The following is a 14,832-nucleotide window of genomic DNA, read 5'->3' as shown; positions in this document are numbered from 1 at the left end:
GCGCAGTATTCGGGGGCGTCCGGCGGGGCTGACTGGCTAGGGTGGTCCGGGCCCCGACGCGGGGCCGCGATCGTGCCCGACACACCCCAGCCCCGTCCGCGAGGAGCCCCGCCGTGATCACCGTCTCCGACCTCGAGATCCGCCTGGGAGCGCGGCAGCTCATGAGCGGAGTGAGCTTCCAGGTGAGCCCCGGCGACCGCATCGGCCTGGTCGGCCGCAACGGCGCGGGGAAGACCACGCTGACCAAGGTGCTCTCGGGCACGCTGCAGCCCAGCGAGGGCCGCGTCGAGGTCAGCGGCGAGCTCGGCTACCTCCCGCAGGACACCCACACCGGTGACCCGCAGCAGCGGGTCGTCGACCGGATCCTCTCGGCCCGCGGCCTCGACGACATCATGGAGCGCCTCCACCGCGCCGAGAGCGACATGGCCGACATGACGATCTCGGACACCAAGCGCCAGAAGGCCATGGACCGCTGGGCCCGCATCGACGCCGAGCTCACCAGCCGCGGCGGCTACGGCGCGGAGTCCGAGGCGCGACGCATGGCCGCGAACCTGGGTCTCGAGGACCGCCTGCTCGAGCAGGAGCTGGGCACCCTCTCCGGCGGTCAGCGCCGCCGCGTCGAGCTCGCTCGGATCCTGTTCTCCCAGGCCGACACGATGATCCTCGACGAGCCCACCAACCACCTCGACGCGGACTCGGTGCTCTGGCTCCGCGACTACCTGATGGGCTTCAAGGGCGGTCTGATCGTCATCAGCCACGACGTCCAGCTCGTCGAGCAGGTCGTCACCAAGGTGTTCTACCTCGACGCCAATCGCGCCACCATCGACATCTACAACATGGGGTGGAAGCTCTACCAGCGACAGCGCGAGGACGACGAGAAGCGCCGCAAGCGCGAGCGCCAGAACGCCGAGAAGAAGGCCACCCAGCTCACCGCCCAGGCCGAGAAGATGCGAGCGAAGGCGACGAAGGCCGTCGCCGCGCAGAACATGCTGCGGCGCGCCGAGCGCATGCTCGACGGCGTCGAGGGCGAGCGCCAGAGCGACCGGGTCGCCTCGCTGCGCTTCCCCAAGCCCGCGCCGTGTGGGAAGACCCCGCTGATGGCCGAGGACCTCTCGAAGTCCTACGGGAGCCTCGAGATCTTCACCGGGGTGGACCTCGCGATCGACCGCGGCAGCCGCGTCGTCGTGCTCGGGCTCAACGGCGCCGGCAAGACCACCCTGCTGCGCGTCCTCGCCGGCGTCGACGCCCCGGACACCGGCGGCATCGTCCCCGGCCACGGCATGCGGGTGGGGTACTACGCGCAGGAGCACGAGACCCTCGACCCGGCGCGCACCGTGCTCGAGAACATGATGAGCGCCGCGGTCGAGCTGCCCGAGGTCGAGGCACGCAAGATCCTGGGCTCGTTCCTGTTCACGGGCGACGACGTCCACAAGCCCGCGGGCGTGCTCTCGGGCGGGGAGAAGACCCGGTTGGCCCTGGCCACCCTCGTGGTCTCGAGCGCCAACGTCCTCCTGCTCGACGAGCCGACGAACAACCTCGACCCCGCGAGCCGCGAGGAGATCCTGGGGGCGCTGGCCGCCTTCGAGGGTGCCGTGGTGCTGGTCTCCCACGACCCCGGCGCGGTGCGCGCGCTCGCCCCCGAGCGCGTCCTGGTGATGCCGGATGCCGTCGAGGACCTCTGGAACCAGAGCTACGAGGAGCTCATCGAGCTCGCCTGATCGCCGCTCACCTCCTCCCCGCGCCCGCAACCGCGGGCGGGGTCCCGTCGCGGCCCCTGCCCGAAGAGTCACGGCCGCTCGTGCACAGCGTTCATGGCGCGTGACGCTCAGGACAGCGTTTAGAGCGCGTACTGTGCGGCATCGACATTCCCGGGTGTCTAGACTGGGCGGCATGTTCGTCCTCACCGTCGACCAGCACGACAGTCGTCGCACGACCGATCGCGTCCCCGAGCTGCTGACGGCGCTCGAGGGTCTCGGGATGCGTCTGCCTCCCGAGCGCACGGCGGGTGACGAGGTGCAGATGCTGGCCGACTCCTCGGACGTCGCCCTGTCGGCGGTCCTGCGGATCCTGGAACTCGGGGGATGGAGCATCGGGCTGGGCATCGGCCCCGTGGAGCACCCGCTGCCCGGATCCGTGCGCGAGGGCCGGGGCGACGCGTTCGTCTCGGCGCGGCTCTCGGTGGAGACCGCGCGCCGCACCAGCTCGGTGCCGGTGAGCGTGCGCACCACCGATCCCCGGCAGCGGGAGCAGACGGAGGAGCTCGAGGCGCTGCTGCGCCTGATCGGGCGGGAGATCCTCTCCCGCAAGCCCGGGCAGTGGCGCGTGGTGCGGGCGATGCGGGAGGACCCGTCGGCGACCCAGGGGGACATCGCCGAGCGCCTGGGGATCACCCAGCAGACGGTCTCACGGGCGTACACCACGAGCGGCTGGCGCGAGGAGCAGATGGTCCACCCCCTGGCCCGCCGACTGCTGGCCATGCTGGACCTGACCTCCGACCGTCCCTCACCCGTGTCATGATCCCCGGCATGCTCGAGTCCCTGCTCGCCCTGCTCGTCGTGCTGCTCGCCCTCGCCGTCGCCTCGCTCGGCGGGTGGCCGGTCTCCGCGCTGGTCCTGCGCTGGTCCCGCTCCCCGCGGCGTGCCCGCCCGGAGCCCGCGACCCGGGAGCTGCCCGTGCTCGAGGTCCCCGAGCGGGAGTGGAAGACCCCGGAGCTGCTGCGCGGCGGCCTGTGGATCGGCCTCCTCGAACGCCTCGCGGTGACCGCCACGGTTCTCGCCGGCCACCCCGAGCTGATCGCCATCGTGGTCGCCCTCAAGGGGCTCGGGCGCTACCCGGAGCTGCGGGCGCACGCGGGCGCCTCCGAGCGCTTCCTCGTGGGCACCTTCGCCTCGATGCTGTGGGCCGTCGGCGTCGGCGCCGTGGGCGTGGCGGCGCTGCACGCGCTCGGCTGACGGAGCGCTCACAGGGGAGCGCACCCAGGCGCCGCACGGGAGTCCGCGCGGCATCCCGGGCGCCTGCTCGAAGGCGCCCGGGGCTGCCCGTCGTGCGAGCTTGGCAACGTCGGGGCGTCCGCGCGCGACCACGACGTCGGGAACAGTGGACGTGGGCGGTAAAGTGGGCGAGCCTGCGGCGTGAGCACCATCGCGCCGCATCCCACGCAAGGCGCGAGAGCGCACCGAGGGCAGCACCGCCCGACGACTCCCGAGGAGACCCATGGCCACGACCAACGACCTCAAGAACGGCCTCGTGCTCAACCTGGACAACCAGCTCTGGCAGGTCGTCGAGTTCCAGCACGTCAAGCCGGGCAAGGGCCCTGCGTTCGTGCGCACCAAGATCAAGAACGTGCTCTCGGGCAAGACCGTCGACAAGACCTTCAACGCCGGTGTGAAGGTCGAGACGGCGACGGTCGACAAGCGCGACATGCAGTTCTCCTACATCGACGGCGACCTGTACGTCTTCATGGACACCAGCACCTGGGAACAGACCAACGTCCCCGCCGACATCGTGGGCGACGCCAAGGACTTCATGCTCGAGGGCTCCGACGTCGTCGTCGCCTTCCACGACGAGAAGGTGCTCTACGTCGAGCTGCCCGCGAGCGCAGTCCTGGAGATCACCCACACCGAGCCCGGCCTGCAGGGCGACCGCTCCTCGGGCGGCACCAAGCCCGCGACGCTCGAGACCGGCCGGGAGATCCAGGTGCCGCTGTTCCTCGAGCAGGGCACCAAGGTCAAGGTCGACACCCGTTCCGGCGACTACCTCGGTCGTGCCTGACGTGCCCGATCCGCTGAACCTCCCCCTGCCCGGTCGCGAGGGCGAGGAGGTCGAGCTGCTGGAGACGCGCCCTGCCAATCCCAAGCGCCTGACCTCCCGCTCCCGCGAACGGGTGCGGGCCATCGACGTCGCCTTCGAGGCCGACGCCCGTGAGCGCGACCTGCTCGACGTGCTCGCCGAGCGCAGGCAGCGCACGGCCGCCCAGACCGCGCTGCCCGAGCGTGCGGTGCACCTGGTCGAGACCCTCGCCGCGCACGCCGAGGAGATCGACGAGCAGCTGTCCACGCACAGCCGCGACTGGCCGCTGCACCGGATGCCCGCGGTGGACCGCGCGATCCTGCGCACCGGCGCCGCGGAGATCCTCCACGACGCCCCGGCCGACGGCATCGGCGCGGTGATCGGGGAGTACGCGACGATCGCCCGCGAGCTCTCCACCGAGGACTCCCCGCGCTTCGTCAACGGCCTCCTGCAGCGGTTGGGAGAGCTTCGCGACATCCTGGGCTGAGACGCCTGCGCGGGCCACCGTCGCTCGCGCTACGATCATGCCGATCGCACCGATCCACCACCCTTTAACCTCGCGTCCCGTGAGACGCGGAAGGGAGAAGATCATGACCGCAGATCGACCGGGCACCACCGCGCCCGGGAGCGAGAAGACCGTCCTGTCCGGGGACGACATCTCCCGCTCCCTCGTGCGCATCGCCCACGAGATCATCGAGACCGGCCACGGCGCCGACGACCTCGTGCTGCTGGGCATACCCCACCGCGGCGTCCCGCTCGCGAGCAGGATCGCCCGCACCATCGCCGAGTCGGAGGGCACCGGGCGCGACCCCGAGTCCCTCGCCGGTTCCCTCGACATCACCCTGTACCGCGACGACCTGCGTCGCAGCCCCGCACGGCTCCCGCATCCCACGCACATCCCAGCCGGCGGGATCGACGGGAAGATCGTGGTCCTCGTCGACGACGTCCTCTACTCGGGCCGCACCGTGCGCGCCGCCCTGGACGCGCTCTCGGCGATCGGGCGCCCCGCCGTCGTGCGCCTCGCCGTCCTCGTCGACCGCGGCCACCGCGAGCTGCCCATCCGCGCCGACCACGTCGGCAAGAACCTGCCCACCTCGCGCAGCGAGAGGGTGGGCGTGCAGCTGGCGGAGACCGACGGCCTGGACGCCGTGGTGATCTCCGGCGCCGCGGCCGGCGGAGCGGATGCCGAGGCCACGGAGGTGCAGCGATGAAGCACCTGATCAGCATCGGCGACCTCGATCGCGCGAGCGCCATCGAGCTGCTGGACACCTCGAGCCGCATGGTCGCCACCCAGGAGCGACAGATGCGGAAGCTCCCCACCCTGGTCGGCACCACCGTGGTGAACCTCTTCATGGAGGACTCCACCCGAACCCGGATCAGCTTCGAGGCCGCCGCCAAGCGGCTGTCGGCCGACGTCATCAACTTCTCCGCCAAGGGGTCCAGCATCTCCAAGGGGGAGTCCCTGAAGGACACCGCGCTGACCCTGCGGGCGATGGGAGCGGACGCCGTCGTGGTCCGCGCTCCCTCCTCCGGCGCGGCGCACAAGCTCGCCCACTCGGGATGGATCGACGTCCCCATCATCAATGCCGGCGACGGCACCCACCAGCACCCCACGCAGGCTCTCCTGGACACCTTCACGCTGCGCCGCCACCTCGGCGGTGAACAGAAGCAGGGGGAGTGCTCGGGCAGCGTCGACGGCAGCGGCCTGGACGGCCTGCACGTGGTCGTCGTCGGCGACATCATGCACTCGCGCGTGGCCCGCTCGAACGTGCAGCTGATGACCCTGCTGGGCGCCCACGTCACCCTCGTCGCGCCGCCCTCGCTGGTCCCGGTCGGCGCCGACGTCTGGCCCTGCGACGTCCTCTACGACCTCGACGAGGCCATTGCCCTGCAGCCCGATGCCGTGATGATGCTGCGGGTGCAGCGCGAGCGGATGCTCGGCGGCGGGTACTTCCCGAGCGCCGCGGAGTACACCCGGCGCCTGCAGCTGACGACGGAGCGCGCCCACCGTCTGCCCGAGCACGCCATCGTCATGCACCCCGGCCCGATGAACCGGGGCTTCGAGATCGCCGGGGGCGTGGCCGACGGCCGCCGCAGCGTGATCGTCGAACAGGTCGCCGCGGGCGTCAGCGTCCGCATGGCCGTGCTCTTCCACCTGCTGGCCTCCAATGCGAGGGAGGAATCATGACCCCCACCGCCGCCGGCTCCACCGCCGACACCACCCCCGACGCCCTGCTGATCCGCGGCGCACGCCCCTACGGCGAGGAGGCCGCCGACGTCCTCGTGCAGGACGGACTGATCGCGGCCGTCGGCCACGATCTCGAGGCGCCGGACGGCGCCGAGGTGATCGACGCCGAGGGCTGCGTCCTGCTGCCCGGCCTCGTCGACCTCCACACCCACCTGCGCGAGCCCGGCGGCGAGGAGGCCGAGACCGTCGAGACCGGCACCCGAGCCGCCGCCCGCGGCGGCTTCACCGCCGTGCACGCGATGGCCAACACCACGCCCGTCGCCGACACCGCAGGCGTCGTCGAGCAGGTCCTGCAGCGCGGGGAGGACGCCGCCTGGTGCGCCGTCGTCCCGATCGGCGCCGTCACCGTGGGACTGGGCGGCGAGCGTCTCGCCGAGCTCGACGCGATGGCCCGCTCGCGGGCCCGCGTGCGGGTGTTCAGCGACGACGGCAAGTGCGTCTCGGACCCGGTGCTCATGCGCCGCGCGCTCGAGTACGTCAAGACCTTCGACGGCGTCATCGCCCAGCACGCCCAGGACCCACGCCTGACCGAGGGCGCCCAGATGCACGAGGGGCGGGTCTCCGCCGAGCTCGGGCTGACGGGATGGCCGAGCGTCGCCGAGGAGTCGATCATCGCCCGCGACGTGCTGCTCGCCGAGCACGTCGGCTCGCGCCTGCACGTGTGCCACCTGTCCACCGCGGGAAGCGTCGAGATCATCCGCTGGGCCAAGCAGCGCGGCGTCGACGTCACCGCGGAGGTCACCCCGCACCACCTGCTGCTGACCGACGACGAGGCCCGCGGCTACGACGCGGTCTACAAGGTGAACCCGCCGCTGCGCACCCGGGCCGACGTCGAGGCGGTCCGGGCGGGCCTGGCCGACGGCACCATCGACATCGTCGCCACCGACCACGCCCCGCACCCGCACGACGCGAAGGACCGCGAGTGGGACACCGCGGCCTTCGGGATGACCGGGCTGGAGACCGCGCTCGGCATCGTCCAGCACACGATGGTCGACACCGGGGCACTGACCTGGAGGGACGTGGCGAGGGTGCTCTCGGAGACACCTGCCCGGATCGCCCGTGACACGGACCAGGGACGCCCCCTCGAGGCCGGTGAGGTCGCGAACCTGCTGGTGTGGGACCCGCGCCCCTCGGCCGAGGTCGATCCCGAGGCGCACGCCTCACGGGGCCGCAACTCACCGGTCGCCGGCCGTTCCCTGCCCGGGGCCAACCGTCTCACCCTGCTCGGCGGGCGCCCCACGGTGCGCGACACCCAACTCGTGGCGCGCTGAGCGGCCCGGCATGGATCTCACGCGCTACCTCCCGCCCGTCCTCGCCCTGCTCGTCCTCCTGATCGTCCTGGTGCTGCTGGCCCTGTGGGGCTGGCGTCGCCGCGCCGCCCGACAGGGCGACCTCCCCGCACTCCCGCAGCCGATCGGCGGCGGGAAGGCGCTCACGGGGGAGCAGGGCGCCGTCGGCGCCTCCGGCGTCTACGTCGCCACCACCGTCGCCGGCGAGCCCCTCGAGCGGGTCACCGCCCGCGGGCTCGGGGCGCGCAGTCGCGCCGTGCTGGGTGAGGCCGAGGACGCCGGCAACGCCGTGCTGACCGTCGGTCGCCAGGGCGCCCCGGACTTCCTGATCCCCTGGGACGACGTCCGCTCGGTGCACACGGCCCCCGGCATGGTCGGCAAGTGGATCGGGGGCGACGGCCTCCTCGTGATCCGCTGGCAGCTGGGGGAGCGGCTCCTGGACACCGGCTTCCGCCCGGACAGCGCCGAGGACCAGGACCGCTTCCTCGCCCTCGGCCGGGAGCGACGACGTACGGACCTCGGAGGGGAGCGACGACCTGCCGCGCCCGCCTCCGAGGACCGCTCCGATCACCCCGCCACCCCCGACGCCTCCGCGCCGACCCCCTTCACGCCCGAAGCCCGGGCCCCGCAGCCCCGGAAGGAGCAGCCATGACCACCACCGCCCCCGACACCACCGTCGGCCGTGCGCGTCGTGCCGCCGACCCCGCCCTCCTCGTCCTCGAGGACGGCACCGTCCTGCGCGGGGAGGCCTACGGTGCGCGCGGCGCACGCCTGGGCGAGGTCGTCTTCGCGACCGGCATGACCGGCTACCAGGAGACCCTCACCGACCCCTCCTACGCCGGCCAGATCGTCGTCCAGACGGCACCGCACATCGGCAACACCGGAGCCAACGCCGAGGACATGGAGTCCCGCACCGTCTGGGTGCGCGGGTACGCCGTGCGCGAGGCCAGTCGCGTGGCCTCCAACTGGCGCAGCGAGCAGAGCCTGGACGACCTGCTGGCCGAGTCCGACGTCGTCGGGATCTCCGCCATCGACACCCGCATGCTCACCCGCATCCTGCGCGAGCACGGCTCGATGCGCGGCGGCATCTTCTCCGGCAGCACCCTGGCGGAGGCGAGCGAGCAGCAGCTGCTCGAGCGGGTCCAGGCCGAGCCCGCGATGGCGGGCGCGAGCTTCGTGGAGGAGGTGACGATCCCTCAGCCCGTGGTGCTGGAGCCCGAGGGGGAGGCGATCGGCACGGTCGCCGCCGTGGACCTCGGCATCAAGGGCGCGACCCCGCGCAACATGGTCGCGCGCGGCCTGCGGGTGCACCTGCTGCCGGCGACCACGACCCTCGAGGAGCTGCTGGCGACCGAGCCCGACGCGGTCTTCTTCTCCAACGGGCCCGGTGACCCGGCGAGCGCCGAGGACCAGGTCGAGCTGCTGCGCGGCGTCCTCGACGCCGGAGTGCCGTTCTTCGGCATCTGCTTCGGCAACCAGCTGCTGGGACGCGCCCTCGGATTCGGCACCTACAAGCTGAAGTACGGCCACCGCGGCATCAACCAGCCGGTGCTGGACCGCGAGACCGGCAAGGTCGAGATCACCGCCCAGAACCACGGCTTCGCCGTCGACGTCCCCCTCGAGGGCGAGCACACCGCGCCGCACGACGGGGGCCGCTACGGACGCGTGGTGGTCTCCCACGTGGGGCTGAACGACGACGTCGTCGAGGGCATCCGCTGCCTCGACCGACCCGCCTACTCCGTCCAGTACCACCCCGAGGCGGCGTCGGGACCGCACGACGCCTCGTACCTGTTCGACCGCCTCGTCGACATGGTCCGCGCGCGCCACGCCGATGCGTCCGCGTCCGACACCGGTTCCGGGGCCGCCACCGCCCCGGCCTCCGCGAACACCGCCGCCTCCGAGAAGAAGGACTCCTGATGCCCCGCCGCGACGACATCTCCTCCGTGCTCGTGATCGGCTCCGGGCCGATCGTGATCGGCCAGGCCGCCGAGTTCGACTACTCCGGCACGCAGGCCTGCCGCGTGCTGCGCGAGGAGGGCCTGCGCGTCATCCTCGTCAACTCCAACCCCGCGACGATCATGACCGACCCCGACATCGCGGACGCCACCTACATCGAGCCCATCGATCCCGACGTGATCCGCTCGATCATCGAGAAGGAGCGCCCCGACGCGGTGCTGCCGACCCTGGGCGGACAGACCGCGCTGAACGCGGCGATCGCCCTCGAGGACCGCGGCATCCTCGCCGAGTACGGCGTGGAGATGATCGGCGCCTCGACCGAGGCGATCCAGAAGGCCGAGGACCGCCAGCGCTTCAAGGACGTCGTGGAGTCCGTGGGCGGGGAGTCCGCGCGCTCACGGATCTGCCACACCATGGACGATCTCCTGGAGGCCGCCGAGGACCTCGGCTACCCGATGGTCGTGCGCCCGAGCTTCACGATGGGCGGGCTGGGCTCCGGCATGGCCTACGACGAGTCGGACCTGCGCCGCATCGGCGGCGACGGCCTGCACTACTCGCCGACCACCGAGGTGCTCCTGGAGGAGTCGATCCTGGGCTGGAAGGAGTTCGAGCTCGAGCTGATGCGCGACCGCAACGACAACTGCGTCGTGGTCTGCACGATCGAGAACGTCGACCCGGTCGGCGTGCACACGGGCGACTCCGTCACCGTGGCCCCCGCGCTCACGCTCACCGACGTGGAGCAGCAGCGCCTGCGCGACCTCGGCATCGGCATCATCCGCGAGGTCGGCGTGGACACCGGCGGCTGCAACGTGCAGTTCGCGATCCACCCCACCACCGGCCGGATCGTCGTCATCGAGATGAACCCGCGTGTCTCGCGCTCCTCGGCGCTGGCCTCGAAGGCCACCGGCTTCCCGATCGCGAAGATCGCGGCCCGCCTGGCGCTGGGATACACCCTCGACGAGATCCGCAACGACATCACCGGCACCACCCCGGCGAGCTTCGAGCCCACGCTCGACTACGTCGTGGTGAAGATCCCGCGCTTCGCCTTCGAGAAGTTCCCCGCCGCCGATCCCACGCTGACCACGACCATGAAGAGCGTGGGCGAGGCGATGGCCCTGGGCCGCAGCTTCACCGAAGCCTACGGCAAGGCCCAGCGCTCGCTGGACGTCGGCACCTCGACCGTCGACTACGCGGGGCCCGCGCCGGACGCCGCCGAGGTCGCCGAGCTGATCGAGTCCTCCCGCGTCCCCTCGGACACCCGCATGGTCGCCATCGCCCGCGTGCTGCGGGCCGCGGCGGCCGGCATCGTCGATCCCGCCGAGACCATCGAGCACCTCTACGACGCCACGGCCATCGATCGCTGGTTCCTCGACCAGTTCCTGCTGGTCGCCGAGATCGCCGAGGAGGTGCGCGGGGCGGACGTGCTGGACGTCGAGCTGCTGGCGCTCGCCAAGCGCCACGGCATCTCCGACGACCAGATCGGGCAGCTGCGCAGCGTCTCCGGCGAGGTCGTCAAGGGCGTGCGCGAGGCCCTGGGCATCAACCCCGTCTTCAAGACGGTCGACACCTGCGCCGCCGAGTTCGCCTCGGCGACCCCGTACCACTACTCGAGCTACGACCAGGAGAACGAGGTCGAGCCCCGGACGAAGCCCGCCGTGCTGATCCTGGGCTCCGGCCCCAACCGCATCGGTCAGGGCATCGAGTTCGACTACTCCTGCGTGCACGCCGCGATGGTGCTGGGACGCGAGGAGTCCGAGGGTGGCGGCGGCTTCGAGACCGTCATGGTCAACTGCAATCCCGAGACCGTCTCGACCGACTACGACGTGGCCGATCGTCTCTACTTCGAGCCGCTCACCTTCGAGGACGTCCTCGAGGTCTACGAGGCCGAGCGCGCCGTGGGCCCCGTCGCCGGGGTCATCGTGCAGCTGGGCGGCCAGACCCCGCTCGCCCTCGCGCGCCGGCTCGAGAAGGCCGGGGTGCCGATCATCGGGACCTCCCCGGGGGCGATCGACATGGCCGAGGACCGGGGCGCCTTCGGCGGCGTGCTCTCCCGCGCGGACCTGCCCGCCCCGCCCTACGGCACGGCCTGGGCGCTGGGCGACGCGATCGAGACCGCTCGCGAGGTCGGGTACCCGGTGCTCGTGCGCCCCAGCTACGTGCTGGGCGGCCGGGGCATGGAGATCGTCTACGACGAGGCGGGCCTGGTCGACTACGTGGGGCGCAACCTCCCCGAGGGCGGCCGCGCCGAGGCGCCGATCCTGATCGATTCCTTCCTGGACACCGCCACGGAGATCGACGTCGACGCGCTCTACGACGGCACCGAGATGTACCTGGGAGGCATCATGGAGCACATCGAGGAGGCCGGCATCCACTCCGGCGACTCGGCCTGCACCCTGCCGCCGGTGACGCTCGGCAGCGCCGTGATCGAGCAGATCCGCCGCTCCACCGAGGCGATCGCCGAGGGCGTGGGCGTGCGCGGGCTGCTCAACGTCCAGTACGCCCTGGCCCACGGGGTGCTCTACGTGCTCGAGGCCAATCCTCGTGCCTCGCGCACCGTCCCGTTCGTCTCCAAGGCCACCGGCGTCCACCTCGCCCAGGCGGCCTCGCTGATCATGGCGGGTCGCTCGATCGCCCAGCTGCGCGCGCAGGGTGCCCTCCCTCGCGAGGGCGACGGCGGTGCGCTGCCCGAGGACACCCCGATCAGCGTCAAGGAGGCCGTGCTGCCCTTCAAGCGCTTCCGCACCCGCACCGGCCACAGCGTCGACGCGCTGCTCGGCCCCGAGATGCGCTCGACCGGCGAGGTGATGGGGATCGACACCACGTTCCCCCTCGCCTTCGCGAAGTCGCAGCTGGCGATCTCCGGTCAGGGTCTGCCCACCTCGGGCAGCGTCTTCGTCTCGGTCTCGGACCGGGACAAGCGCGGTGTCGTGCTGCCGGTCGCGCGGCTCGCGGCGCTCGGCTTCGACATCATCGCGACGGTCGGCACCGCCGGTGTGCTGCGCCGTTCGGGGGTCCCCTGCCGCACGATCGCCAAGGCCTCGGACTCCGACGCCTCGGGCAGCGTGATCGAGCTGATCGAGGGCGGGCAGGTCGTGCTCGTGCTGAACACCCCCTCGGGTTCCGATGCACGCGCAGACGGCTACGAGATCCGCGCGGCCGCGACCGCGGTGGACGTCCCGATGATCACCACCCTGCAGGAGTTCCAGGCCGCGGTGCAGGCGATCGAGGCGCTGCCCAGCGGGTCCTTCGGCGTGCGCAGCCTCCAGGAGCACATCGGGGAGCTGGCCCGCCACCGCGCGGACCAGGGCGCGCCGTCGGCGCACGGCAGCTCCGAGCACGCCACCGCAGCCGGCACGGTGCGGGCATGAGCGGTGCGAAGGACTCGGAGACCTTCGGGCGGAGGCTGCGCGAGGCCGTCCGGGCGCGCGGGCCGCTCGTGGTCGGCGTCGACCCCCACGAGACCCTGCTGAGGGACTGGGGGCTGGCCGACGACCCCGCCGGCCTGCGCAGCTTCTCCCTGCGGGTGCTGGAGGCCTGTGCGGAGCACGCCTGCGCGCTGAAGCCGCAGTCGGCGTTCTTCGAGCGTCATGGTGCCGCCGGCATCGACGCGCTCGAGGAGCTCCTCGCGCTCGCCCGCGAGCGCGGTCTGCTGACCGTGCTCGACGTGAAGCGCGGAGACATCGGGTCGACCATGGCGGGCTATGCCGATGCCTACCTGCGGCCGGGGGCCCCGCTCGAGGCCGATGCGATCACGCTCAGCCCGTATCTGGGGTTCGGATCGCTCGCGCCCGCGCTCGAGCTGGCGGCGGAGCACGGCAAGGGCGTGTTCGTGCTCGCCCTGACCTCGAACCCCGACGGGCCCGAGGTCCAGCACGCCGTCACCGCGGAGGGCACGGCCATCGCGCGAGCGGTCGCCGAGAGCGCGGGCGAACGCAATCTCGCCGAGCTCTCCGCGACGGGCGCCGAGGACGAGCACGGGTGGGGGAGCACGGGGCTGGTGGTCGGCGCGACCGTCGGCGCCGCCCCGGCGGAGCTCGGCATCGACCTCGCGGCGACCAGGGCGCCCCTGCTCGCCCCCGGGTTCGGCGCCCAGGGCGCGGGGCCCCGGGAGCGTGACGAGGTCTTCGGGCCGGCCGCCGAGCGCGTGCTGGTGTCGATCTCGCGCGGCGTCCTCGCGGCCGGTCCCGCGACCGCGGCGCTCGAGGCCAGGACCCGTGAGCTCGCCGCCGCGTACGCCGTGCCGTCCGCCGGCTGAGGTACCGGATTTCGACACGACGACCCCGAGGAGCGTCAGAAAACGGCGTCTCCGAGCGTGCGAACTGGAGCGACGCGCCGAGAAGAGACGAAATCCGGCGTGCATCGGGTTACAGTCGTGCCACCGCTCCCGCCCGGGACGTGCAGGTCCGCGACGATCCGCGAGGATCAGGGCCGATCGGTCGGACGGCGCGGTGGGACCCGGTCCCCGGGACCCTGGCATCAGGACACCCGTCACCGAACCAAGAACTGAGGTACGACAGTGGCTCTCCCTCCTCTCTCCCCGGAACAGCGCGCCGAGGCCCTGAAGAAGGCCGCGGAGGCTCGCCGCGAGCGCGCCGCCATCAAGTCCCGTCTCAAGGAGTCCACCGGTCGCCGTGGCGAAGAGATCGCCAAGGTGCTCAAGGAGGCCGAGAAGAACGAGGTCATCGGCCGTCTCCGTGTCGCCGCCCTCCTCGAGGCCCTGCCGGGCGTCGGTAAGGTCAAGGCGCAGCAGATCATGGAGGAGATCGGGATCTCGCCCTCTCGCAAGGTGCGCGGCCTCGGCTCGCACCAGGCTGAGAAGCTCATCGCCCACTTCTCCGAGTGACGGGGGAGTCCGCGACCGGCGCCGAGGGCGCCCGCCGCGTCCCGGTGACGGTCCTCGCCGGGCCCACCGCCGTCGGCAAGGGAACCGTGTCCGCAGCCATGCGGGCACGGTTCCCCGACGTGTGGCTGTCGGTCTCCGCGACGACCAGGCCCCCTCGCCCCGGTGAGATCGACGGGGTGCACTACTCCTTCGTGAGCGAGGAGGAGTTCACCCGCCTCGTGGAGAGCGGGCAGATGCTCGAGTGGGCGGTCGTCCACGGCCGCCACCGCTACGGCACGCCCCGGGCGGCCGTCGAGCAGAAGATCGCGCAGCACCGGCCGGTGCTGCTCGAGATAGATCTCGCCGGCGCCCGCCAGGTCCGCGAGAGCATGCCCGAGGCCCTCTTCGTCTTCCTCGCCCCGCCGGACTGGGAGACGCTCGTGCACCGGCTCGTCGGCCGCGGCACCGAGAGCGCCGAGGAGCGCGAACGACGCCTGGCCACGGCCCGCGTCGAGCTCGCCGCCGAGAGCGAGTTCGACGTCACGATCGTCAACGACACGATCGAGGACGCCACGAACCGTCTCGCCACCCTGATCGGGATCCCACCCGCATCCGCCCCCGCCGACGACTGAGTCGCCGGCGTCGTGACCAACCCCGCCCCCGCACGCCTGGCCCCCCGACGTCACGGGGCGTATCCTGGGTGGTCGCACGCGGCACGTCCGTCGTGC

14 protein-coding genes are annotated in these 14,832 nt (G+C 72.2%); all 14 read left to right on the top strand.

What is annotated here, in order from left to right:
• Nucleotides 1-113 precede the first annotated feature (113 nt).
• On the top strand, nucleotides 114-1,718 hold the full coding sequence (locus DEO23_RS11480) for an ABC-F family ATP-binding cassette domain-containing protein (RefSeq protein ID WP_109276168.1): 1,605 nt from the start codon (nucleotides 114-116) through the stop codon (nucleotides 1,716-1,718).
• Between the two features lie 172 nt (nucleotides 1,719-1,890).
• Nucleotides 1,891-2,517: a MarR family transcriptional regulator gene (locus DEO23_RS11475; protein WP_109276167.1), complete on the top strand. Its 627-nt coding sequence runs from the start codon at nucleotides 1,891-1,893 to the stop codon at nucleotides 2,515-2,517.
• 8 nt (nucleotides 2,518-2,525) lie between these two features.
• Nucleotides 2,526-2,951 (top strand): hypothetical protein, encoded by a 426-nt coding sequence (locus tag DEO23_RS11470; protein ID WP_109276286.1) that lies wholly within the window; start codon nucleotides 2,526-2,528, stop codon nucleotides 2,949-2,951.
• A 262-nt stretch (nucleotides 2,952-3,213) separates the two neighbouring features.
• A complete protein-coding gene (gene efp, locus DEO23_RS11465) occupies nucleotides 3,214-3,771 on the top strand; it encodes an elongation factor P (RefSeq protein ID WP_109276166.1) in 558 nt (185 codons plus the stop codon).
• Complete coding sequence (nusB, locus tag DEO23_RS11460; protein ID WP_240613366.1) at nucleotides 3,764-4,276, top strand: transcription antitermination factor NusB; 513 nt, start codon at nucleotides 3,764-3,766, stop codon at nucleotides 4,274-4,276. Before efp ends, nusB begins: the two co-directional genes overlap by 8 nt.
• Before the next feature lie 103 nt (nucleotides 4,277-4,379).
• Nucleotides 4,380-5,000, top strand: coding sequence for a bifunctional pyr operon transcriptional regulator/uracil phosphoribosyltransferase PyrR (gene pyrR, locus DEO23_RS11455; RefSeq protein WP_109276165.1), 621 nt, complete (start codon nucleotides 4,380-4,382; stop codon nucleotides 4,998-5,000).
• A complete protein-coding gene (locus DEO23_RS11450) occupies nucleotides 4,997-5,977 on the top strand; it encodes an aspartate carbamoyltransferase catalytic subunit (protein ID WP_109276164.1) in 981 nt (326 codons plus the stop codon). The genes pyrR and DEO23_RS11450 overlap by 4 nt, the downstream gene beginning before the upstream one ends.
• Nucleotides 5,974-7,308, top strand: coding sequence for a dihydroorotase (locus DEO23_RS11445; protein ID WP_109276163.1), 1,335 nt, complete (start codon nucleotides 5,974-5,976; stop codon nucleotides 7,306-7,308). Before DEO23_RS11450 ends, DEO23_RS11445 begins: the two co-directional genes overlap by 4 nt.
• A 10-nt stretch (nucleotides 7,309-7,318) precedes the next feature.
• Nucleotides 7,319-7,978 (top strand): PH-like domain-containing protein, encoded by a 660-nt coding sequence (locus DEO23_RS11440; protein WP_205678953.1) that lies wholly within the window; start codon nucleotides 7,319-7,321, stop codon nucleotides 7,976-7,978.
• Nucleotides 7,975-9,243, top strand: coding sequence for a glutamine-hydrolyzing carbamoyl-phosphate synthase small subunit (carA, locus tag DEO23_RS11435; RefSeq protein WP_109276162.1), 1,269 nt, complete (start codon nucleotides 7,975-7,977; stop codon nucleotides 9,241-9,243). Before DEO23_RS11440 ends, carA begins: the two co-directional genes overlap by 4 nt.
• Nucleotides 9,243-12,650 (top strand): carbamoyl-phosphate synthase large subunit, encoded by a 3,408-nt coding sequence (carB, locus tag DEO23_RS11430; protein WP_109276161.1) that lies wholly within the window; start codon nucleotides 9,243-9,245, stop codon nucleotides 12,648-12,650. Before carA ends, carB begins: the two co-directional genes overlap by 1 nt.
• Nucleotides 12,647-13,537 (top strand): orotidine-5'-phosphate decarboxylase, encoded by an 891-nt coding sequence (gene pyrF / locus DEO23_RS11425; protein WP_109276160.1) that lies wholly within the window; start codon nucleotides 12,647-12,649, stop codon nucleotides 13,535-13,537. The genes carB and pyrF overlap by 4 nt, the downstream gene beginning before the upstream one ends.
• A gap of 261 nt (nucleotides 13,538-13,798) precedes the next feature.
• Nucleotides 13,799-14,125: an integration host factor, actinobacterial type gene (gene mihF, locus DEO23_RS11420; RefSeq protein WP_109276159.1), complete on the top strand. Its 327-nt coding sequence runs from the start codon at nucleotides 13,799-13,801 to the stop codon at nucleotides 14,123-14,125.
• Nucleotides 14,122-14,736, top strand: a complete 615-nt coding sequence (gene gmk, locus DEO23_RS11415) for a guanylate kinase (RefSeq protein ID WP_109276158.1) — start codon at nucleotides 14,122-14,124, stop codon at nucleotides 14,734-14,736. The genes mihF and gmk overlap by 4 nt, the downstream gene beginning before the upstream one ends.
• Nucleotides 14,737-14,832 lie beyond the last annotated feature (96 nt).

Source organism: Brachybacterium endophyticum (genome assembly GCF_003130585.1).
GTDB classification, from domain to species: Bacteria; Actinomycetota; Actinomycetes; order Actinomycetales; family Dermabacteraceae; genus Brachybacterium; species Brachybacterium endophyticum.
The sequence above is the reverse complement of the archived record's forward strand: the minus strand, read 5'-3'. Positions and strand labels throughout refer to the sequence as shown.